This window comes from Leclercia sp. S52, from assembly GCF_039727615.1.
In the GTDB taxonomy this organism is placed as follows: domain Bacteria; phylum Pseudomonadota; class Gammaproteobacteria; order Enterobacterales; family Enterobacteriaceae; genus Enterobacter; species Enterobacter adecarboxylatus_B.
In genome coordinates this window covers 2,371,100-2,391,433 of the sequence record NZ_CP152474.1, presented here as the reverse complement: position 1 = coordinate 2,391,433, position 20,334 = coordinate 2,371,100, and the positions used below count along the sequence as shown (strand labels likewise).

Below are 20,334 nucleotides of genomic sequence, written 5' to 3'. Positions count from 1 at the left end.
TTGCCATGATATTTTCAGGGGCAAATTTATAGCACTGTTTCAGTACCTTCCGCGAATTAATCTCCCCGCAGCTACTCCCTAAGCAGTAATAAAACGGCTCCCGCCTGACTATTAAGAGGGCGAAAATTTGCGTTCTTGATTTGCCGCAAAAAAAACAGGGGCTTTGCTGTTAGTTTTCCGCCGGAATTCTCAATGTTCTAACGAGGACAGCAATGGACGTCAGCCGCAGACAGTTTTTTAAAATCTGCGCGGGCGGTATGGCCGGTACGACAGTCGCTGCTTTAGGGTTCGCCCCCAAAATGGCGCTGGCTCAGGCGCGCAACTATAAGTTGCTGCGCGCGAAAGAGATCCGTAACACCTGCACATACTGCTCCGTGGGATGCGGGCTATTGATGTATAGCCTGGGTGATGGCGCGAAGAACGCCAAAGAGTCGATTTATCATATTGAAGGCGATGCGGATCATCCGGTCAGCCGTGGGGCGTTATGCCCGAAAGGGGCGGGCCTGCTGGACTATGTCCACAGCGACAACCGCCTGCGTTACCCGGAATACCGAGCGCCAGGATCCGACAAGTGGCAGCGACTCTCCTGGGATGAGGCGTTTACGCGCATCGCGAAGCTGATGAAGGCCGACCGCGACGCCAACTTCGTCGAGACCAACGACCAGGGCGTGACGGTTAACCGCTGGCTCTCCACCGGGATGCTGTGTGCCTCTGCGGCAAGTAATGAAACTGGCATGCTGACGCAAAAATTTGTGCGCTCCCTCGGCATGCTGGCGGTAGACAACCAGGCGCGCGTCTGACACGGACCAACGGTAGCAAGTCTTGCTCCAACATTTGGTCGCGGTGCGATGACCAACCACTGGGTTGATATCAAAAACGCTAACGTCGTGATGGTGATGGGCGGTAACGCCGCTGAAGCCCATCCGGTGGGATTCCGCTGGGCGATGGAAGCGAAAAACAATAACGATGCGACGCTGATCGTCGTCGATCCGCGCTTTACGCGCACGGCATCGGTGGCCGATATCTATGCGCCCATCCGCTCCGGCACGGACATTACATTCCTCTCCGGCGTGCTGCTGTACCTGATCGAAAATAACAAAATTAACGCCGAGTACGTTAAGCACTACACCAACGCCAACCTGCTGGTGCGGGAAGATTTTGCCTTTGAAGACGGGCTGTTCAGCGGCTATGACGCCGAAAAACGCCAGTACGATAAGTCCTCCTGGAACTATCAGTTCGACGAAAACGGCTATGCCAGACGCGATGAAACCCTGACCGACCCGCGCTGCGTGTGGAACCTGCTGAAACAGCACGTCTCCCGCTATACGCCGGAGGTAGTGGAGAACATCTGCGGCACGCCAAAAGCCGATTTCCTGAAGGTGTGCGAAGTGCTGGCCTCCACCAGTGCCGCGGACAGAACCACGACGTTCCTGTACGCGCTGGGCTGGACGCAGCATACCGTCGGGGCGCAGAACATCCGTACCATGGCGATGATCCAGCTGCTGCTCGGCAACATGGGCATGGCCGGTGGCGGGGTGAACGCCCTGCGCGGTCACTCCAACATCCAGGGCCTGACCGATCTCGGCCTGCTGTCGACCAGCCTGACCGGCTACCTGACCCTGCCGTCCGAGAAACAGACGGATCTGCAGAGCTATATGACGGCGAACACGCCGAAAGCGACGCTGCCTGACCAGGTGAATTACTGGAACAACTATCCGAAGTTCTTCGTCAGCCTGATGAAATCGTTCTATGGCGAGGCGGCGCAGAAGGAGAACGACTGGGGCTTCAACTGGCTGCCGAAATGGGATCAGTCCTACGACGTCATTAAGTATTTCAACATGATGTCGAAGGGCAAAGTCACGGGGTACATCTGCCAGGGCTTTAACCCGGTGGCGTCGTTCCCGGATAAGAACAAGATTGTCGCCAGCCTCAGCAAGCTGAAGTACATGGTGGTGATCGACCCGCTGGTAACCGAAACCTCGACCTTCTGGCAGAACCACGGTGAGATGAATGACGTGGATCCCGCCTCAATTCAGACCGAGGTCTTCCGTCTGCCGTCGACCTGTTTCGCAGAAGAGGACGGCTCCATCGCCAACTCCGGTCGCTGGCTGCAGTGGCACTGGAAGGGACAGGATGCCCCGGGCGAAGCGCGCAACGACGGCGAGATCCTGGCCGGGATTTACCATCGCCTGCGCGAGATGTACCGCACCGAAGGCGGCAAGGGCGTCGAGCCGCTGCTGCGGATGAGCTGGGATTACAAACAGCCGGATCACCCGGAATCGGAAGAGGTGGCGAAAGAGAACAACGGCTATGCGCTGGCGGATCTCTATGACGCCAGTGGCGTGCTCATCGCCAAAAAAGGCCAGCTGCTGAGCAGTTTCGCCCAGCTGCGTGATGACGGCACCACCGCGTCGTCGTGCTGGATCTACACCGGGAGCTGGACCGAGCAGGGCAACCAGATGGCTAACCGCGATAACGCCGACCCGTCAGGGCTGGGCAATACGCTGGGCTGGGCATGGGCGTGGCCGCTGAACCGTCGCGTGCTCTACAACCGCGCCTCGGCGGACATCAACGGCAAGCCGTGGGATCCAAAACGTATGCTGATCCAGTGGAACGGGACGAAGTGGACCGGGAACGATATTCCGGACTACAACACCGCCGCGCCGGGCAGCAACACCGGGCCGTTTATCATGCAGCCGGAAGGGCTGGGACGTCTGTTTGCCATCGACAAGCTGGCAGAAGGGCCGTTCCCGGAACACTACGAGCCAATGGAAACGCCGCTGGGCACCAATCCGCTGCACCCGAACGTGGTCTCCAGTCCGGTGGTGCGTGTCTACGAGGAAGATGCCGTGCGGATGGGCAAGAAAGACAAGTTCCCGTACGTCGGCACCACCTATCGCCTGACCGAGCATTTCCACACCTGGACCAAGCATGCGCGACTGAACGCCATCGCCCAGCCGGAACAGTTTGTCGAGATCAGCGAGACCCTGGCCCAGGCCAAAGGCATTGCCAACGGCGATCGCGTGAAGGTCAGCAGCCAGCGCGGGTTTATTCGTGCCGTGGCGGTGGTCACCCGTCGTCTGCAGGCCCTGAACGTTCACGGTCAGCAGGTGGAAACCGTCGGTATTCCGCTGCACTGGGGCTTTGAAGGGGTGGCGCAGAAAGGCTATATCGCCAATACCCTGACGCCTGCGGTAGGGGATTCGAACTCGCAAACGCCAGAGTATAAGGCGTTTCTGGTCAACATCGAAAAAGCATAAGGAGCGAAGTAATGTCGATGGAAACACAAGACGTCATCAAACGCTCCGCCACCAACGGCTTTACCCCCGCGCCTCGTGCGCGGGATTACAAAGCGGAAGTGGCAAAGCTTATCGATGTCTCCTCCTGCGTGGGCTGCAAAGCCTGCCAGGTGGCCTGTTCCGAGTGGAATGATATCCGCGACGAGGTGGGGCACTGCGTCGGGGTGTACGACAACCCGGCCGATCTGAGCGCCAAATCCTGGACGGTGATGCGTTTTAGCGAAACCGAGCAGAACGGCAAGCTGGAGTGGCTGATCCGCAAAGACGGCTGTATGCACTGCGAGGATCCGGGCTGCCTGAAGGCTTGTCCGTCCGCCGGGGCGATTATTCAGTACGCCAACGGCATCGTCGATTTCCAGCAGGATAACTGCATCGGCTGCGGGTACTGCATCGCCGGGTGTCCGTTCAACGTGCCGCGCCTCAATAAAGAGGATAACCGGGTCTATAAATGCACTCTGTGCGTGGACCGCGTCAGCGTCGGTCAGGAGCCGGCCTGCGTGAAAACCTGTCCGACCGGGGCCATTCACTTTGGCACCAAGAAGGAGATGCTGGACGTTGCCCAGCAGCGGGTCGATAAGCTGAAGGCGCGCGGCTATGCCAACGCGGGCGTCTACAACCCGCAAGGGGTGGGTGGGACGCACGTGATGTATGTCCTGCACCATCTCGACCAGCCGGAGCTGTATCACAAACTGCCGAAGGATCCGGCGATCGATACCTCCATTAACCTGTGGAAAGGGGCGCTGAAACCGCTCGCTGCAGCGGGCTTTATCGCCACCTTTGCCGGGTTGATTTATCACTACGTGGGGATCGGGCCGAACAAAGAGGTGGATGACGATGAGGAGGAGCATCATGAGTAAGTCAAAGATGATCGTGCGCACGAAGTTTGTCGACCGCGCCTGTCACTGGACGGTGGTGATCTGCTTCTTCCTCGTGGCGGTATCGGGGATTTCGTTCTTCTTCCCGACGCTGCAGTGGCTGACCGAGACCTTCGGTACGCCGCAGATGGGACGCATCCTGCACCCGTTCTTTGGGGTGCTGATTTTCGTGGTGCTGATGTTTATGTTCGTGCGTTTCGTGCATCACAACATCCCGGACAAGCAGGACATCCCGTGGGTGAAGGGCATTGTTGAGGTACTGAAAGGCAACGAGCATAAAGTCGCGAAAGTGGGTAAGTACAACGCTGGTCAGAAGATGATGTTCTGGACCATCATGAGCATGATTTTCGTGCTGCTGGTGACCGGGGTCATTATCTGGCGTCCGTACTTTGCCCACTATTTCCCGATGCAGGTGGTGCGCTATAGCCTGCTGATCCACGCCACTTCGGCCATTATTTTGATTCACGCCATTCTGATCCATATGTATATGGCGTTCTGGGTCAAAGGCTCGATTAAAGGGATGATCGAAGGCAAGGTGAGCCGCCGCTGGGCGCAGAAACACCATCCGCGCTGGTATCGGGACGTGGAGCGTCTGGAAGCGCAAAAAGATGTTAGTGAAGGGATGAAGTAAGTGCCCCCCCGCTCCGGACTGTGTTTCGGAGCGGGTTTTGGGGAGGTCAGGTGTTGGTGATTAAGGCATCGATTGCTGCAACTATCCGGGCCCTCGCACTTTGCATATTACTGACGAAATATCTACTGGTGAGCTTCTTTTTCTCCACGCTGGTAATGCCAGGTGTATTCATAAATAACGTCTGGAAATCGATATTAATGACGGCGGATGCCGGATTAATATGCCCCGATAGATTATTGCGATAACTTAATGGAAGAATTAAGCGGGTCGATAAATCATCGTAATAATCGTGTTGGATTACCATCAGGTAGGGATGCAATTCGCTTGTTCTGCCTGATGGGTTACGGTAAACGTCAAATTGAAAGCACATTAAATCCCTCCGAAAAAGGGATCGTCAGACAGTAAGCCAGCCTTCGCAACAAATTCATTCATTGCTTGCATGAATTCCTTATCACGTCTGCGTTGCTCAATTCTCTCTTCTGCCGTTAGTGGCGGACGCGGTGCCACGCCAGTTAAGTGTTCTTTGATTGCGCTGCTCTGCGGAATATCCAGTTTCATTGTTATTCTCTCCTGTATTGGTGCAGCCATTATCAACCGCCAACCATAAAAAACAATACCGACTCCCCTGGTAATTCAGGAATTGCGAGCACGCTTCCAGACAAAAGCAATACGGTGAAATCAGGCAAGATTATTGTGAAGCACCCTCCCGATAAATAACCAGGAGGGCAGTAACAGTCAGAACTTCTCTTTAATATAACGGAACGGATAAGCGGTTGGCTTAATTTTACCGATTTTACGTTTCGGTAATTTAACCTCTTCTTCCGGCAAATCCTTATAAGGAATCTGCGTCAGCAGGTGAGAGATAATATTCAGCCGCACGCGCTTTTTATCCTCGGAGCGGGCGACAAACCACGGGGCCCAGGCGGTGTCGGTGGCGGCAAACATCGCATCGCGCGCCTCGGTGTACTCATCCCAGCGGTTGAAGGATTTAACGTCCATTGGCGACAGTTTCCAGGTTTTGCGCCCGTCGTTGATGCGGTCGCGCAGACGGCGCTCCTGCTCTTTGGGCGTCACTTCCAGCCAGTACTTGATCAGAATAATGCCCGCATCGACCATCGCCTTTTCGATGATAGGCGCACCGTCGAGAAACTTCTCGACCTGTTCCTCGGTACAGAAGCCCATCACGCGCTCCACGCCCGCACGGTTGTACCAGCTGCGGTCGAAAATCACGATTTCACCTGCCGACGGCAGATGCGGCACATAGCGCTGGAAGTAAAGCTGGCTTTTCTCTTTCTCGGTCGGGGCAGGCAGCGCGACCACCCGGAATACGCGCGGACTAACGCGTTCGGTCAGCGCCTTGATGGTGCCGCCTTTACCGGCGCCATCGCGCCCTTCAAAGACCACGCACACCTTCAGGCCCTTGCTCACCACCCAGCGCTGCAGCTTAACCAGCTCCACGTGCAGGCGATGAAGCTCTTGTTCGTACTCCTTACGCTTAAGCGGGACGGGGGGGCGCGATATTCGCAGCGGGTTTACTTTTCTTCTTATCTTTATCTGCCATGATGCGTTCCTTTACGGGGAGTCTGACGGTACGGTGAGACATAACACTTTGAAGTGTAATCAGGGCTGAGCGCCCTGGTGAAAAATATTCACAGCCCACCCGAATTGATGGAGGAATCGGCCAGCGGCGCGATTTGAACTGGCTCACCATACAAGATTGGTCGATAATGGCTGTTGCAATTTTTTAACAACTGGTTGTGGTATGAAAAAGACGGTGTTTTCGTTAGCACTTGGCACCTTTGGCCTGGGCATGGCTGAATTTGGCATTATGGGTGTGTTAACCGAGCTGGCGCGAGACGTGGGGATCACCATTCCCTCCGCCGGGAATATGATTTCGTTTTACGCCTTTGGGGTGGTGATTGGCGCACCGATCATCGCGCTCTTTTCGAGTAAGTTCTCCTTAAAGTCGATCCTGCTGTTCCTGGTGACGCTGTGCCTTATAGGCAATGCGATTTTCACCTTCTCTACCTCCTACACCATGCTGGCCATCGGGCGGCTGGTCTCCGGCTTTCCGCATGGGGCATTCTTTGGCGTCGGCACCATCATCCTTTCGCGCATCGCGCCGCCGGGCAAAGTGACGCTGGCGGTAGCGGGGATGGTTGCCGGGATGACGGTCGCCAACCTGGCGGGGGTGCCGCTCGGAACCTGGCTCGGGCATCAGTTCAGCTGGCGCTACACCTTCTTCCTGATCGCCGCCTTTAACCTGCTGGTGATGGTATCGATCGTCCTGTGGGTGCCGCAGACCTTTGATAAATCGCAAACCCGCCTGAGTGAGCAGTTCCACTTCCTGAAAAAGCCGGAGCCGTGGTTTATCTTTGCCGCCACCATGTTCGGTAACGCCGGGGTCTTTGCCTGGTTCAGCTTTGTTAAGCCGTTCATGATCAACGTGTCGGGCTTTTCCGAAGGGGTGATGACCGCAATCATGATGCTGATGGGGCTCGGGATGGTGCTGGGGAACCTGTTCAGCGGCAAGCTCTCGGGGCGCTACAGCCCGCTGCGGATTGCGGCGATCACCGATCTGGTGATTGTGCTGTCGCTGCTGCTGCTGTTTGCCTTCGGTCAGCTGCCTGCGGCCTCGCTGGTGATGGGCTTTATCTGCTGTGCCGGTCTGTTTGCGCTGGCGGCACCGTTGCAGATCCTGCTTCTGCAAAATGCGCAGGGTGGGGAGATGCTCGGCGCGGCGGGGGGCCAGGTAGCGTTTAATCTCGGCAGCGCCATTGGCGCATACTTTGGCGGGATGATGATTACCCTGGGCTTTAGCTGGAGTTACGTGACCTTGCCTGCGGCTGCACTGTCGTTCTGCGCCATGTCGTCGCTGTTGATATATGGGTATCTGAAAGCCCGCCGGGCGGGGGGGAATGCCCGGGCGTTAGCCTGAGCAACGTGCGCGCGGATTGCCCGGCGGCGCTGCGCTTGCACGGGCCTACGTTTTACCCGGCCTGGCTTTTGTAGGCCGGGTAAGCAAAGCGCCACCCGGCAAAACGCACTCACATAACGCTTTCGAGCTTTTTCAGGAAATCTTCAACCTGTTCTGACGAGGCAGTGTCTGCCTCATAGAGAATATCCAGCCTGACGTTCTTCAGGCCGCAAAAGCCAAAAACACCTTCGACTAACTGGGTTTGTATCGCCGTGGAATAACCGTGCTTATCGAAGCCCTTGAGATCGCTGCCCGCGGTGGCGATCAGGCGTACCGGAACATCGCGTAAATTACCCACAATCCGGCCATCTTCCGCCACTTTGTAGGCCCAGTTCAGGGTGAGCACCCGGTCAAACCAGCCCTTCAGCAGGCCAGGAACCGACCACCAGTACACCGGGAAGACAAACACCAGCATATCTGCCCGCTCCACTCGCTGTTGCTCACGCAGAATATCGGCGGGAAGGGCGCTGGCATCCCCGTGATACAGCGCAAGATCGGGACGTAGCATAGAAGGCGTGAAGGCTTCGGCATGCAGATCGGCAATTTCGACCTGAGTGCCTTGTTCCCGCAGGCGCGCGGCAATTCGCGCTGCCAGCGTGTGGGATAAGGAATTTTCAACAGGGTGAGCCGTCACGATCAGCGCATTATCAATGACATTTGTTCCAGACATAACCACCTCAGCACGGAGTTAACCTGCCACCTATATTACTATTGGTAACTTAGGTGTCAATTCGTCTGCGCTCTCATTTTGTGCTGTCGGTACAGCTGTTCAGTACGCCAAACATCGCCCCGCTGAGCATATTTTCCGCGACATTACGCGCCAGTACGCCGTTGCTCGCGGCGGTGCTAAGCGCATCCGCCGCCCCAATGATGGCCGTCAGCGCTGCTTCACCCTCCACCCCTTTCAGGGTGATATAGGGGGAGAGCGCCATGCGCAGGCAGTCTGCACATTCGGCGACGCAGGCCTCCCGAAACGTCAGCAGGGCCCGGGAGCCGGAGAGTGCAGCGGCGATGGGCCCTGTCTCTGGCCCGGCGCTGATCGCGCAATCAATATAGGCGGCACTGAAAAAGCGGACAGTCTTTTCCAGCGTTTTGTTATCGACGTTCAGCGTCTCACGGAATTTTTTTAACTGTTGGTCGCTGTAATCCTGATACAGCGCCATCAACAACCCTTCCCGATCGCCGAAGTGATCGTAGGGAATAGGCTTGGTGACGTTAGCCCGCTCGGCCAGATACCCCAGCGTCAGCGCCTCGGTGCCTTGCTGACGTACAATCCCACGTGCAACCTCCAGCAGCTGCACACGGCGATCCTCTTTTCTTAACCGCTTAACAACCATATTTCCCTCGCGCCCGTTGTCTACTAAAGGTAGTTTACACGGTTTACTGGCGAGGCTGAATGATATCACAGGCTCCCGTAGCGGGAGCCTGCAGGAACTCACGGCAATGAGGGTTCACCCAGAGTGAGCATCAACCGGTTAGCCCAGGCGAAGAAGGCCGCGGACTGAACCAGATCCAGCTGGGCGAGGGTATCCAGCCCCTGACGCTCCAGCCCGGCCAGATGTCCCGGCGTCACCGCAGGCGGGGTTACCGACAGCGCGGCAGCAAAATCAATCCCCGCCTGCCAGCGCGGCGACTGCCCGCTGCTCAGCGACTGACCCGGCTCGACCGCCAGCAGTCTTTCCACGGCATCATCGTCCTTCGACAGCTGGCTGGCCTTCCGCGCATGAACAGAGGCGCAGTAAATGCAGCCGTTGACCTTGCTGGTCACCGTGGCGGCCAGCTCTCGCTCCGCCCGGGACAGCCCGCCCGACGTAAAGAAAATCCCTTTATCGGTCAGCGTTCGCTGCTCCAGCACTGGCAAGTTGCGTCCCAGCAGGCGGAAATAGTCGGAGTCGGTATGGCCGAATTTCGCGAGGATCGCCTGCTCGTCGGGGGTAAATTCCGCCAGCGGTTTGGGTTCCAGCCACGGCTCCCAGCCCAGCTCCTGCTGGGTAAAGGCCACCGGCGCGGCTTTGCCGTTTTTGGTCAGCGGCACGGTGTGCCAGTGGCCCGCCACCACCGGAACGTCGCTAGCCGCCACCGGTTTGTCATTGAGCAGACGCAGGCCGACGATCAGGCGGCTCTGGAAGCTGACAAAGGCGATCAGCTGCGCCAGGGTCACAATGCCCTCTTTGCTCCAGCCCGCGAGGGTCAACGCATTGATCGCCCCGGGCGTGGCTTCGACCGGGGAGAAGGTCAGCAGGCGGGCGAAGGTCAGGGCGGGGGTCAGGCGCAATGAGGTCGGATCCGCCAGACCAAACCCGGCGTAGTGGGCCGCCAGCGCGTCGGCGTTATGCCATTTCGCCACTTTTGCCGCCACGGCAAAGCGTTCGTCCAGCGCAAAATCAGCACTCTGCTGACTGAATAAGGTTTCGTAGCTCCCCTGCGCGTGACGCGTTGCCGCCTCGCGGGTGAGTCGTGCCTGTGCCAGCGGGGAACCCGGGGCGATCTCCGCCAGTTCGGCGAGAATATCCTGACTTAAAGCCATGGTGACTCCTTATAAAAGATGAGGGGCGATCTGCTCGGCGATTAACTCTATCGAACGTAAGGTGTCCTGATGCGACGGCTCAACCGAATGCACCTGGAACGAAATATCGGTGGCGCGCGCCAGCACCGAATCCTGCGCCAGCGAGGCGAGCACGGTCTGCGGCGCGCCGATATGGGCATCGAACTGGCGGATATAATCCGTGACAGTGTCACCAGTAAGGGGGTGCCCGGCAGCCTGATGCTGCTGCGCCTGGCGGGTCAGACCCGGTTCGGCCACCTTCAGGGCGTACGCATCGCTATCGGCGACAAAGGCGGTGCGTGAGGCCAGAATACGCGGGGCCACGCCGGACGGCAGGGCGTCGAGATAGGCGTCGATAATCGGGTTCTGGATCGCATCCAGCGGCAGCGCAAGATTATCCGCCGGGCGGGGCTGGGTGCGGGAGAGCATCAGCCCGTGCCCCTGCCGGGCGGCACGCACTGCACCCTCCACCGAGAAAGTGGCAATCCACACCCGCTCCGTCAGCCCTGGCGCAGGCGGGTAGAGATGATTATCCGGATGGGTCAGGGAATCCCCGCGCCAGGCGCTGTTAATCAGGTGCAGGTGATCGGCGAAGGTCGCCGCCCGCTCGTTAATGGTCAGCCCGAACGGTAAAAACGAGGTCGGCGTCCCGCCGGAGCCAAACCCCACCTCCAGACGCCCGTCGGCCAGCAGATCCAGCACCGCCGTGTCTTCCGCTACCCGCAGCGGATTTTCCAGCGGCAGGGTAATAATGGCGGTGCCGAGGCGGATGCGGGTGGTAAACGCCGCGACATGGGCGAGGAACACCAGCGGCGACGGCAGGCCGCCCTCATGCTCGTGGAAGTGGTGTTGGGCAATCCAGGCGGTGTCAAAACCGTAGCGTTCGGCATGACGGATCTGCTCTGTCGCCAGGCGATAGCGTTCTTTGGCTGGCACATCGTCCAGCAGGCGGGTGAAGAAACCCAGGCGTTTACGCGTCATGCGTACTCCTTCTGTGAAAAATGGGGAATGGCGTCGATCAGCTCGCGGGTATAGGCGTTCTGCGGGGTGGCGAACAGTGAACCCACCGCGCCGTGCTCCACGACCTGACCGCTGCGCAGCACGGTGACGCTGTGGGCGATGCGCCGGACGGTCGCCAGATCGTGGGTGATAAACAGATAGGTCAGGCCCAGCTGCTGTTGCAGCTGCTGGAGCAGGGCGAGGATCTGCGCCTGTACGGTGACGTCCAGCGCCGAGGTGGCCTCATCCAGCACCAGAATGGTCGGCTCGAGGATCAGGGCCCGGGCAATGGCCACACGCTGCCGCTGTCCACCCGAGAGTTCCCGCGCGGTGCGGGTTAACAGCTCCGGCGGCAGAGCCACCCGCCGGGTGACGCTCTCAACCCTGGCGGCGCGTTCGGCTTTGCTGACCGGGACGAAATTTTTCAACGGCTCTTCGATGATCTCAAACAGCGTCTGGCGCGGATCCAGCGAGGCAAAGGGGTTCTGATAGACGAACTGGATCTTCTGCCGCAGCTGGCGACGCGCCTCGTGGCTGAGGGTGGTGGCATCGATATCATCGATAATCACCTGGCCGCTTTCGGCCTGCTCAAAGCCCAACAGGATACGCGCGAGGGTGGTTTTACCCGAACCCGACTCACCTACCAAAGCGTGGGTGCTGCCGCGCTGTACGGCAAAACTGACGTTATCCAGGGCCTGCAGTTGATGGCCTTTGCCCAGCGCAAAGCGTTTGCTGATCCCCTCGGCGCGGATCGCCGGGGAGGCCAGCGGGCGACCCGCCACCGGAGCGATGGTTAGCCGCTGGCCGTTCAGATCGCTCAGCAACTGGCGGGTATAGGCGTGCTGCGGGGCGCGTACCACGTCGGCGGTCGCGCCGTGCTCCTGCACTTCGCCGTGGCGGAATACCAGCAGCCGGTCGGCCCGCTGGGCCGCCAGGGCCAGGTCGTGGGTGACGAACAGCACCGCGGTGCCGGATTCCCGGCGCAGCAGGTCCAGCAGATCGAGAATGCGTTTCTGCACCGTGACGTCCAGCGCGCTGGTGGGTTCATCGGCGACGATCACGTCCGGGCGCAGGGCAATAGCGATGGCGATCAGCACCCGCTGCTTCATGCCGCCGGAAAGCTGATGCGGAAACTGCTTCATCCGCTGTTCCGGGTGGCTGAGGCCCACTTTGGTCAGCAGGGCCAGCACCTGGCTGTCGCACTCGGCCTTATTGATTTTCTGATGCAGACGCAGGATCTCGCCCACCTGGGCACCGACGGTTTTCACCGGATTGAGGGAGTTACCCGGATCCTGCGGCACCAGGCTGATACGTGCTCCGCGAAGACTGTCGAGCCGTTTTGCCGACCACTGGCTGAGATCTTCCCCGTTCAGACGGATGCTGCCGGCGTCGCGGCGGGCGTTATCCGCCAGCAGGCCGATGATCGCCTGAGCGGTAGTCGTTTTTCCGGAGCCGGATTCACCGACAAAGGCCAGCATCTCGCCGCGCCCGAGGGTAAAGCTGACGTTATGCACCACTTCGCGCCACTCGCTACCGGTGCGATAGCTGAGGGTCAGGTTTTCCACTGATAACACGGTCATGAGCGACCTCCGCTTAACTGACGGCTGATACGGTTGGTGGCCAGCACCACGGCGATCACCACCAGGCCGGGGAAGGTGGTTAGCCACCAGGCGGTTGAGAGGTAGTTACGTCCTTCGGCAATCAGCAGGCCCCATTCAGGGATCGGCGGCGGGGTGCCGTAGCCGAGGAAGCTGAGGGTCGACAGCGCCAGGATTGCCTGACCAAACTGCAGGGTGGCAAAGGCCAGCACCGCGGTCAGGGAGTTGGGCAGAATGTGGCGCCATAGCACCGTCCAGAATGTGCCCCCGCTGCCAAACGCCGCTTCGACATAATCGGTGTGGCGGATGCGCACCACTTCACCGCGCGCCAGGCGGGCGAAGCTTGCGATGGACGCCACCCCAACGGCGATAGCGGCATTCACCGTACCAAAGCCAAGGAGAATGATCACCGTCAGGGACAGCAGCAGCGAGGGGATGGCAAGCAGAACGTCTACCAGGCGCATCAGCACCGATTCCACCCGTCCGGCAAAGGCTCCGGCAATCACGCCGATGGCGGTGCCAATAAACAGCCCCATCGCCACCGCCACCAGCGCGGCGCTCAGGGAGTGCGAGGCGCCATAGATAATCCGGGTATAAACGTCGCGCCCGAGCTGGTCGGTGCCGAGCCAGTAGTCGGCCTGGGGAGCCAGCCGCTGCGCGCCGGCAATGCCTTCAATCGGGCTGAAATGGGTAAAAAGCCCCGGCGCGATGGCCGCCAGCGCGGCAGCGGCGATAATGGCCCAGGCCAGCCACAGTCCCGGCTGCCAGCGCAATCCGCGCCAGGCGGGAATGCGTTTACGCGCCGCCGCAGCATAATCAACAAGGCTCATGCAGCACCTCCGGTCACAGTTTGCAGGCGGGGATCGAACAGCGGCATCAGCAGATCCACCAGCAGGTTAATCAGCACAAAGCCGAGGGCGGAAATCATCACCACCGCCTGTAACACGGCGATATCCTGGTTATTCACCGCCTGCTGGGTCAGCAGCCCCAGTCCGCTGCGGCCAAACACGGTTTCGGTGATCAGCGCCCCGGCAATCAGCTCGCCCAGCAGCAGCCCGGCGATGTTCAGCGCCGGCAGCAGGGCGTTGCCGGTGACGTGCCGCCAGAGGACGGCGGTTTCGCTCAACCCTTTGGCCCGCGCTACCGCCACAAACGGCTGGGCGGCCACCTGATCCAGACTGCGCATCAGGATCTGCGCCAGCGGGGCGGATATCGGTATGGCGACGGTGACAATCGGCAGGATCAGCCCCTGCAGCGGGGTTGGGTTAATCACCGGGATCAGCCGCAGCTGGAACGAGAACAGCTGTATCAGGGCAATCCCCAGCCAGAAGGTCGGCAGGGAGATAAACAGCACCGGCAGGGACTGGATGGCGTTGCTCAGCCAGCGCAGCCCCGGCAGGCGCGAGGCCAGCGCCAGGGAGAAGGCCAGCACCACCGCCAGCGCAAAGGCGGGCAGCGCCAGGCTTAAGGTGTCCGGCAGGTTGGTGGCGATAAGCTCACTCACCGCCACGCCCGCCTGCACCGAGAAGCCAAAATCGCCGCGCAGCATCGCTCCGAGGGTGTGCAGATACTGCTGCCACAGCGGGCTGTCGGCCCCGTAGGCAATCCGCATCTCTTCGATTTGCGCCGGGCTCAGGCCGAGGTCCGGGTTCTGGAACTTGATCAGCACCGCGTCCCCCGGCAGCACCTGGAGCAGCACGAACGACAGGGTGAACGCCGCCCAGAGCACCAGCAGCCCCAGCCCGGCCCGTCGCAGCAGATAGTGGCTCATCGTCGACTCCTTAATGTTTCTCGATCCACGCGCCGTAGAACGACGGGCGACCGACCGCTTCAAAACTCACCCCTTTCAGCCAGGGCGCACCGGCGAACACCTGCGGCTCCTCGAAGATCGGGATCACGTAGGCGTTATCCAGCAGGTAGCGCTGGGCATCGCCGGTGAGCTGGAGGCGCTTCTGCGGATCCACTTCGGAGGAGATGTTGACCAGCAGGTCGTTGAGCTTGTCGTCGCGGAAGCTGGTCACCTTGTCACTGGAGCCCCCTTTTTGCAGCAGGGCATCGCGGTTATTCGGATAGAACATGCTCTTCACCACGTCCGGGTCGGCGCGGCCCACTTCCGAGACGGTGAGCGGGGTTTTCAGCGGATCGAGGTTGTCGAGAACGTGGCTACCCGCGTCACCGGCCTTCACACTCAGGGCGACGCCCACCTGACGCCACTGCTGGGCCACCAGCTGTAACACCTCTTTATTCTGCGGCTGCGGCAGGGATTCATAGATGGTCAGGGCCAGGCGCTGGCCGTCCTTCGCGCGGATGCCGTCACTGCCCGCTTTCCAGCCCGCCTCATCCAGCAGGCTGCTGGCTTTGGCCGGGTCGAAGGTCAGCTTGTCGCTGAGATCGACATAGCCTGCGGCGGAATCGGCAATCACCGATTTGGCCTGCGGGTAGTTCGGCGAGAACAGGGTCTCGACCACCTGCTTCGCGTTGGTGGCGTGCAGCAGCGCCTGGCGCACCCGCACGTCGGCCACCAGCGGGTTATCCGGGCGGAAGCTGATGCTGTCGTTCACCCCGCGGGTGGGGGCGGCATAGATGTGGTACCCCTGTTCGGTGGCCTGTTTTTCGTCATAGGCCTGCACCTGACGGATAAAGTCGGCCTGTCCGGCCAGCAGCGCGCCAACGCGAACGCTGTCTTCTGGCGTCACCAGATAGGTGATGCCGTCCAGGTTAGCCGGGCCCTGCTGGGCAAGGTTTTTCGGCCCCCAGGCATAGTCTTTGCGCGCCTCGAGATTGACTTCGCGGCCCAGCTTTTCGTCTTTCACGACGAATGGACCGGAGCCGATGATATGGCGGGCATCGCCCAGCTCTTCAAAGTTACGTTGTAACGTGCTCAGGGAGACCAGACCCGAGCCAATGGTGGCGGTGCCCTGCAGGAAGCCCGGGGACGGCTTTTTAAAGTAGAACTTCACCGTCTGCGGGTCGATCACTTCGCTGTGGTCGTAGTTGTTGATCACTTCCGACACCGGCAGGCGCTGGGCCTTGTTGCCTTTGCCGTAGGTATCGAAGTTCTTCGCTACCGCGTTCGCGTCCAGCGGCGTGCCGTCGGAGAAGGTCACGCCGGGGCGGATCTTAAAGGTGTATTCGGTTTTATCGGCGTTGGTGGACCAGCTCTCGGCGATCCACGGCTCCACTTCCAGCGTTTTCGGGTTCTGCCAGGTGAGTTTGTCGGTTACCTGATTCAGGATCCCGCCGTTGGGGTAAAACCCGCCCGCCGGGGGATAGAGGTTGGTGTGCGCCTGTTGCTCCAGATAGACCAGCGTGCCGCCTTTAACCGGGGTATCGGCAGCATAAGCCGCCGTCGTCGCAAGAATGAGCGCCGTCAGCAGCGGCAGGCGAAATGGGGTTTGCATGGTGAATTCCTTATGTTTTTTCTTGTTAGCGTCGAAAGCATCTTCGGGCGGAGCTGAAAAGAAAGGAACCAAGGAATTGAGCTAAGGATTTGCAGAAAGTGGCAATAAAAACACCGCCCCGGGGGGCGGCGCGGTTAGCAGGGGCTAGACAAATTTTGCCAGCGGATCGGCGGCGGCAAAGGCCGCTGCGCGGTCGGCCGCCGGGGGGTAGATCAGCTCGTTGGTGATGGCGATTTTGATTTTCTTCGCCTCATCGCGGACGCATTTCACCTTCTGCTCCCAGCCTTCGCTGTAGACCGCACCCCAGCCGCCCAGATCGAGACAGGTGACGTAGTTCACCTGTCGATAGGGACAGGGAGCCACGTCCAGCAGGCTGGCCGCAGCGTTATGCCCGGCGAATTTGCCCAGCTGGATGGCGTGCTGGCAGGTCATCAGCGCCGTGTTACCGAGATCGTCGGTGCGGGCATGAGCCATATCCCCGGTGGCGTAGACCTCCGGGTGGGCTGGCACCTGCAGGCACTCGTTGACCATCAAGCGCCCCTGGCCGTCGCGCTCGCCCGCAATCTGCTGGCTGAGGGGATGGGCTTCCACTCCTGCCGTCCAGACCACGGTGGCGGCAGGGATGCGCTCACCGTCTTTCAGGGTGACGCCGCGGGCATCAATGGCTTCGATCTCACTGTTAAGACGCCACTCCACGCCCAGTTCATGGCATGCCTCTTCGATAGTGCGGCGCAGCTCTTCGCTATAGCGCCCGCCAATCACGGTACCACGTTCAACTACGATAACCTTAGTCTGTGTATCCTCTCCAAAACGAGTCCGCAGACGGGCAGGGAGTTCGGTGGCCAACTCAATGCCGGTGAAACCACCCCCGCACACCACCACGGTGTTACGTTCCGCCGTGGAAGGGCGTGAGGCCAGTGAATCAAGGTGATTTTCGAAAGCCTGAGCGGATTCCAGCTGGTCGATATCAAAGGCATGTTCGGCCAGTCCGGCAATGGCCGGGCGGCGGGTCTGGCTGCCGGTAGCCACAATCAGACGATCGTAAGTGGCCAGCGTCACGTTGCCCTGAGGATCGCGATACCAGACGCTTTTCTCTTTAGCGTCAATGCGTTCAGCGGAACCGGCAATAAAATGAATTTTCAGCTCAGCAAAGAGATCGCTTAACGGGGCGGCATAGCCCGCGACCTGCTCTTCATAAAAGCGCGGGCGGATCCGCAGTTCCGGACGGGGTGCCAGCACGGTAATTTGCAGGTCGTCGCTGCCCGTTAAATGAGCAAGACGCGCGGCGCTCACCGCAGCCCACATACCCGCAAAACCACTGCCCACAATTAAAATTTGCTTCTTCATCTTCGATCCTTTTCCTCATCAGGCCCTGTGGCTGACGTGACTGCAACTATACTTGTCGGAGTTAACTGCGACAACTTCTTTCTGAGTTAAATGTTCTAAGAGTGTAAAAACAGGGGGTTAGAAGGCGCAGGGGAATGTGACTGTCTTTCTTTCATCGAACGCAGCTATAATGACCAGGAATAATAACTTCGGAGTTAAGCATGGCTTTTTACAGTTCCGGTGTGGAGTACGGCATTCATAGCCTGATGACCATGGTGGATGCGAAAGGGAACGACCGCGAGATGAGCGTCAGGGAGATGGCGGCGCTACAGGGCGTGCCCTACGACTATCTGGGCAAGATCTTCACGCGTCTGTCGCGCGCCGGGCTGGTGAGCAGCACCGAAGGAAAGGGCGGCGGTTTCCGGCTGGCACGGCCTGCGGAACTGATCACCGTGCTGGATGTGGCCCACGCCATTGACGGCGAGAAGAACATGTTTGAGTGTCGGGAAGTGCGTCAGCGGCTGGCGGTGTTCGACGAAACGCCCCCGGCATGGGTCTGCGACGGGCCCTGCGGCGTGCGTTCGGTGATGGACAGCGCCCAGCAGCGGATGGAAGAGGAGCTGGCGCGGCATACCATTCTCGACCTGGCGCGCAAAATGTACCGTAAGGCACCGGATACCTTTCAGATTGAGGTGCAGGAGTGGATTGCGGATCGGCGTAATGTGTAGGCCCGGCAAGCGCAGCGCCGCCGGGCATTCAACTTATGAACGGAAATCAATCACCATACGGCCGCGGATCTGGCCTTGCTCCATCTCTTTGAAGATGGCGTTGATATCCCCCAGCGGACGCAGCGCCACTTTCGGCACAACCTTGCCTTCGGCGGCAAACTGGAAGGCTTCGGTCAGGTCCTGACGGGTGCCGACCAGCGAACCCACCACCTGAATACCGTCCAGCACCAGACGCGGAATATCCAGGCTCATCGCTTCCGGCGGCAGGCCGACCGCCACCACGCGGCCACCGGCACGAACGGCATCCACCGCCGAGTTAAAGGCGACTTTCGCCACCGCTGTCACTACCGCAGCGTGGGCACCACCGGTTTTTTCCTGAATGAATTTCGCGGCATCGTCGCTGCGGGAGTTAACGACCAGATCGGCCCCCATGCTTGAGGCCAGCTTCAGCTGTTCATCGTTGACGTCAACGGCGATCACCTTAGCGTTAAAGACGTTTTTGGCGTACTGCAGCGCCAGGTTGCCCAGCCCGCCGAGGCCATAAATGGCAATCCACTGGCCGGGTTTGATCTCCGACACTTTCACCGCTTTATAGGTGGTCACCCCGGCGCAGGTGATGCTGCTGGCGGCGGCGGATTCCAGTCCGTCCGGCACTTTTACTGCATAATCGGCGGTGACGATACACTCTTCGGCCATGCCGCCGTCCACGGAATACCCGGCGTTCTTCACGGTACGGCACAGGGTTTCGTTGCCGGAGTTACAGTATTCACAGTGGCCGCAGCCTTCGAAGAACCACGCTACGCTTGCGCGATCGCCCGGTTTCAGCGAGGTCACGCCCGGCCCAACCTCCTTGACGACCCCGATGCCTTCATGGCCGAGGATCACACCGGTCTTATCACCAAAATCGCCGTTCTTAACGTGAAGATCGGTGTGGCAGACGCCACAGCACTCCATCTTCAGCAGCGCTTCGCCGTGCTTCAGCGGGCGCAGGGTTTTCTCGGTCACTTCTACCTGATGGTCTTTTGTCACGACAGCAGCTTTCATATGTTTCTCCATTTTCATAATGAGGATCTGCGAGGCAGGTATGGCGTCCAACAGCGCGACATACCTCTTTAGGATTAATTTTTTTAATGATTGAGGCAAGGGCTGTGAAACATAATGTCATCATTTAACGAGGATTTAGCGCAACGGTGTTAGCAGAATAAGTAATAACCATAATCAATGGAGGGAGAACATTTCTGCAGTGAAACTGTCATTTTTCTGACATTTCGCAACCGTAAGGTGTGGTCTTCTTAAAAACCGAAGAGTTAACAAGACAATGCATCTGGTAAAAAAACTTCTCGCAGTGAGCGTCCTCCTGTCGGCTTCCGTACAGGCGCAAAATATCCTCGAATTCCCACAGCCTGATAACAACCCGGAAGAGTTTTACGCCGTCACCGAAATCCCTGCGGGCGGAATTATTAAGTATGAAACGGATGCCAAAACCGGCTTTATCGTCGCCGACCGCTTCCAGTCGATGCCTGTCGCTTACCCGGCAAACTACGGCTCGCTGACCCAGTCCCTGGCGGGCGATGGCGATCCGCTGGACGTGATCTTCTATACCCGCGCACCGATGGCCCCGGGCACCCTGATTAAACTGCGCGCCATTGGCGTGCTGAAGATGATTGACGGCGGCGAGAAAGACGACAAAATCGTGGCCGTACCGGCGAGCAAAATTGACCCGACCTATGACGACATCAAAGAGCTGAGCGATCTGCCGAAGATTGAGCAGCAGCGTCTGGAGTCGTTCTTCCGTGTCTACAAGCAGCTGCCGGAAGGGCGCAAGTCGGTGGAGCTGAACGGCTTTAACGATGCCGCCACCGCGAAGCAGGAAATTAAACAGGCATGGGATGCCTGGAAAACGAATCAGCCGAAGTAAAAAAAATGGCCCGGCGGCGGCTACCCGCCGGGCGATT

The 20,334-nt window shown here is 59.3% G+C and carries 19 protein-coding genes; 6 read left to right on the top strand and 13 right to left on the bottom strand.

The genetic code is table 11. The annotated features are described in order from the left end of the window. Window positions 1-212: 212 nt before the first annotated feature. From fdnG to fdnI, 3 genes are read left to right on the top strand one after another with little or no spacing between them, the layout of a single operon-like run. The gene (gene fdnG / locus AAHB66_RS11460) at window positions 213-3,260 is read left to right on the top strand and encodes a formate dehydrogenase-N subunit alpha (protein WP_347116345.1); all 3,048 of its coding nucleotides are present in this window, start codon (window positions 213-215) and stop codon (window positions 3,258-3,260) included. An 11-nt stretch (window positions 3,261-3,271) separates the two neighbouring features. Then, window positions 3,272-4,156, top strand: a complete 885-nt coding sequence (gene fdxH / locus AAHB66_RS11455) for a formate dehydrogenase subunit beta (RefSeq protein WP_347116344.1) — start codon at window positions 3,272-3,274, stop codon at window positions 4,154-4,156. Next, window positions 4,149-4,805: a formate dehydrogenase-N subunit gamma gene (fdnI, locus tag AAHB66_RS11450; RefSeq protein ID WP_347116343.1), complete on the top strand. Its 657-nt coding sequence runs from the start codon at window positions 4,149-4,151 to the stop codon at window positions 4,803-4,805. Before fdxH ends, fdnI begins: the two co-directional genes overlap by 8 nt. A gap of 46 nt (window positions 4,806-4,851) precedes the next feature. On the opposite strand, the gene AAHB66_RS11445 is transcribed toward fdnI, so the two are convergent. The 3 genes from AAHB66_RS11445 to ppk2 form a co-directional block, all read right to left on the bottom strand. Then, window positions 4,852-5,175: a CcdB family protein gene (locus AAHB66_RS11445; RefSeq protein ID WP_347116342.1), complete on the bottom strand. Its 324-nt coding sequence runs from the start codon at window positions 5,173-5,175 to the stop codon at window positions 4,852-4,854. Beyond that, window positions 5,175-5,363, bottom strand: coding sequence for a hypothetical protein (locus AAHB66_RS11440; protein WP_347116341.1), 189 nt, complete (start codon window positions 5,361-5,363; stop codon window positions 5,175-5,177). The genes AAHB66_RS11445 and AAHB66_RS11440 overlap by 1 nt, the downstream gene beginning before the upstream one ends. 177 nt (window positions 5,364-5,540) lie before the next feature. After that, window positions 5,541-6,359: a polyphosphate kinase 2 gene (gene ppk2, locus AAHB66_RS11435; protein ID WP_347116461.1), complete on the bottom strand. Its 819-nt coding sequence runs from the start codon at window positions 6,357-6,359 to the stop codon at window positions 5,541-5,543. Window positions 6,360-6,567: 208 nt separating this feature from the next. Between ppk2 and araJ the strand changes: the two genes are divergently transcribed. Then, complete coding sequence (gene araJ / locus AAHB66_RS11430) at window positions 6,568-7,743, top strand: MFS transporter AraJ (RefSeq protein ID WP_347116340.1); 1,176 nt, start codon at window positions 6,568-6,570, stop codon at window positions 7,741-7,743. Window positions 7,744-7,852: 109 nt separating this feature from the next. Here the strand turns inward: araJ and AAHB66_RS11425 are convergent, their stop codons facing one another. From AAHB66_RS11425 to AAHB66_RS11385, 9 genes are all read right to left on the bottom strand, one after another. Beyond that, window positions 7,853-8,452: an NAD(P)H-dependent oxidoreductase gene (locus AAHB66_RS11425; protein WP_347116339.1), complete on the bottom strand. Its 600-nt coding sequence runs from the start codon at window positions 8,450-8,452 to the stop codon at window positions 7,853-7,855. A 73-nt stretch (window positions 8,453-8,525) separates the two neighbouring features. Continuing rightward, entirely contained in the window at window positions 8,526-9,119 is a 594-nt protein-coding gene (locus AAHB66_RS11420; RefSeq protein WP_347116338.1) for a TetR/AcrR family transcriptional regulator, read from the bottom strand. A gap of 98 nt (window positions 9,120-9,217) precedes the next feature. Next, the gene (locus tag AAHB66_RS11415; RefSeq protein ID WP_347116337.1) at window positions 9,218-10,309 is read right to left on the bottom strand and encodes an alkylhydroperoxidase domain protein; all 1,092 of its coding nucleotides are present in this window, start codon (window positions 10,307-10,309) and stop codon (window positions 9,218-9,220) included. 9 nt (window positions 10,310-10,318) lie between these two features. Then, entirely contained in the window at window positions 10,319-11,308 is a 990-nt protein-coding gene (locus tag AAHB66_RS11410; protein ID WP_347116335.1) for a putative FMN-dependent luciferase-like monooxygenase, read from the bottom strand. Beyond that, window positions 11,305-12,906, bottom strand: a complete 1,602-nt coding sequence (locus AAHB66_RS11405; RefSeq protein ID WP_347116334.1) for an ABC transporter ATP-binding protein — start codon at window positions 12,904-12,906, stop codon at window positions 11,305-11,307. The genes AAHB66_RS11410 and AAHB66_RS11405 overlap by 4 nt, the downstream gene beginning before the upstream one ends. After that, window positions 12,903-13,754: an ABC transporter permease gene (locus AAHB66_RS11400; RefSeq protein ID WP_347116333.1), complete on the bottom strand. Its 852-nt coding sequence runs from the start codon at window positions 13,752-13,754 to the stop codon at window positions 12,903-12,905. The genes AAHB66_RS11405 and AAHB66_RS11400 overlap by 4 nt, the downstream gene beginning before the upstream one ends. Next, on the bottom strand, window positions 13,751-14,695 hold the full coding sequence (locus AAHB66_RS11395; RefSeq protein WP_347116332.1) for an ABC transporter permease: 945 nt from the start codon (window positions 14,693-14,695) through the stop codon (window positions 13,751-13,753). The genes AAHB66_RS11400 and AAHB66_RS11395 overlap by 4 nt, the downstream gene beginning before the upstream one ends. 10 nt (window positions 14,696-14,705) lie before the next feature. After that, window positions 14,706-16,325 (bottom strand): TIGR04028 family ABC transporter substrate-binding protein, encoded by a 1,620-nt coding sequence (locus AAHB66_RS11390; RefSeq protein WP_347116331.1) that lies wholly within the window; start codon window positions 16,323-16,325, stop codon window positions 14,706-14,708. A 144-nt stretch (window positions 16,326-16,469) separates the two neighbouring features. Further along, window positions 16,470-17,672 (bottom strand): NAD(P)/FAD-dependent oxidoreductase, encoded by a 1,203-nt coding sequence (locus tag AAHB66_RS11385; protein ID WP_347116330.1) that lies wholly within the window; start codon window positions 17,670-17,672, stop codon window positions 16,470-16,472. A 200-nt stretch (window positions 17,673-17,872) separates the two neighbouring features. Here AAHB66_RS11385 and AAHB66_RS11380 point away from each other — a divergent pair, with 200 nt between their 5' ends. Continuing rightward, window positions 17,873-18,379 (top strand): Rrf2 family transcriptional regulator, encoded by a 507-nt coding sequence (locus tag AAHB66_RS11380; RefSeq protein ID WP_347116329.1) that lies wholly within the window; start codon window positions 17,873-17,875, stop codon window positions 18,377-18,379. Window positions 18,380-18,412: 33 nt separating this feature from the next. Here the strand turns inward: AAHB66_RS11380 and adhP are convergent, their stop codons facing one another. Then, window positions 18,413-19,423 carry an alcohol dehydrogenase AdhP gene (gene adhP, locus AAHB66_RS11375; protein WP_337015059.1) on the bottom strand — a complete coding sequence of 337 codons (1,011 nt, stop codon included), beginning with the start codon at window positions 19,421-19,423 and terminating at the stop codon, window positions 18,413-18,415. Between the two features lie 274 nt (window positions 19,424-19,697). On the opposite strand from adhP, the gene AAHB66_RS11370 reads away from it, so the two are divergent. Then, on the top strand, window positions 19,698-20,297 hold the full coding sequence (locus AAHB66_RS11370; RefSeq protein WP_059307925.1) for an inorganic diphosphatase: 600 nt from the start codon (window positions 19,698-19,700) through the stop codon (window positions 20,295-20,297). Window positions 20,298-20,334: the final 37 nt, after the last annotated feature.

Bases quoted from the DNA above. Each gene is read 5' to 3' on its own strand.
- fdxH (WP_347116344.1), top strand. From the start codon at position 3,272: ATGTCGATGGAAACACAAGACGTCATCAAACGCTCCGCCACCAACGGC.
- fdnI (WP_347116343.1), top strand. From the start codon at position 4,149: ATGAGTAAGTCAAAGATGATCGTGCGCACGAAGTTTGTCGACCGCGCC.
- AAHB66_RS11445 (WP_347116342.1), bottom strand. From the start codon at position 5,175: ATGTGCTTTCAATTTGACGTTTACCGTAACCCATCAGGCAGAACAAGC.
- AAHB66_RS11440 (WP_347116341.1), bottom strand. From the start codon at position 5,363: ATGAAACTGGATATTCCGCAGAGCAGCGCAATCAAAGAACACTTAACT.
- araJ (WP_347116340.1), top strand. From the start codon at position 6,568: ATGAAAAAGACGGTGTTTTCGTTAGCACTTGGCACCTTTGGCCTGGGC.
- AAHB66_RS11425 (WP_347116339.1), bottom strand. From the start codon at position 8,452: ATGTCTGGAACAAATGTCATTGATAATGCGCTGATCGTGACGGCTCAC.
- AAHB66_RS11420 (WP_347116338.1), bottom strand. From the start codon at position 9,119: ATGGTTGTTAAGCGGTTAAGAAAAGAGGATCGCCGTGTGCAGCTGCTG.
- AAHB66_RS11415 (WP_347116337.1), bottom strand. From the start codon at position 10,309: ATGGCTTTAAGTCAGGATATTCTCGCCGAACTGGCGGAGATCGCCCCG.
- AAHB66_RS11410 (WP_347116335.1), bottom strand. From the start codon at position 11,308: ATGACGCGTAAACGCCTGGGTTTCTTCACCCGCCTGCTGGACGATGTG.
- AAHB66_RS11405 (WP_347116334.1), bottom strand. From the start codon at position 12,906: ATGACCGTGTTATCAGTGGAAAACCTGACCCTCAGCTATCGCACCGGT.
- AAHB66_RS11400 (WP_347116333.1), bottom strand. From the start codon at position 13,754: ATGAGCCTTGTTGATTATGCTGCGGCGGCGCGTAAACGCATTCCCGCC.
- AAHB66_RS11395 (WP_347116332.1), bottom strand. From the start codon at position 14,695: ATGAGCCACTATCTGCTGCGACGGGCCGGGCTGGGGCTGCTGGTGCTC.
- AAHB66_RS11390 (WP_347116331.1), bottom strand. From the start codon at position 16,325: ATGCAAACCCCATTTCGCCTGCCGCTGCTGACGGCGCTCATTCTTGCG.
- AAHB66_RS11385 (WP_347116330.1), bottom strand. From the start codon at position 17,672: ATGAAGAAGCAAATTTTAATTGTGGGCAGTGGTTTTGCGGGTATGTGG.
- AAHB66_RS11380 (WP_347116329.1), top strand. From the start codon at position 17,873: ATGGCTTTTTACAGTTCCGGTGTGGAGTACGGCATTCATAGCCTGATG.
- adhP (WP_337015059.1), bottom strand. From the start codon at position 19,423: ATGAAAGCTGCTGTCGTGACAAAAGACCATCAGGTAGAAGTGACCGAG.
- AAHB66_RS11370 (WP_059307925.1), top strand. From the start codon at position 19,698: ATGCATCTGGTAAAAAAACTTCTCGCAGTGAGCGTCCTCCTGTCGGCT.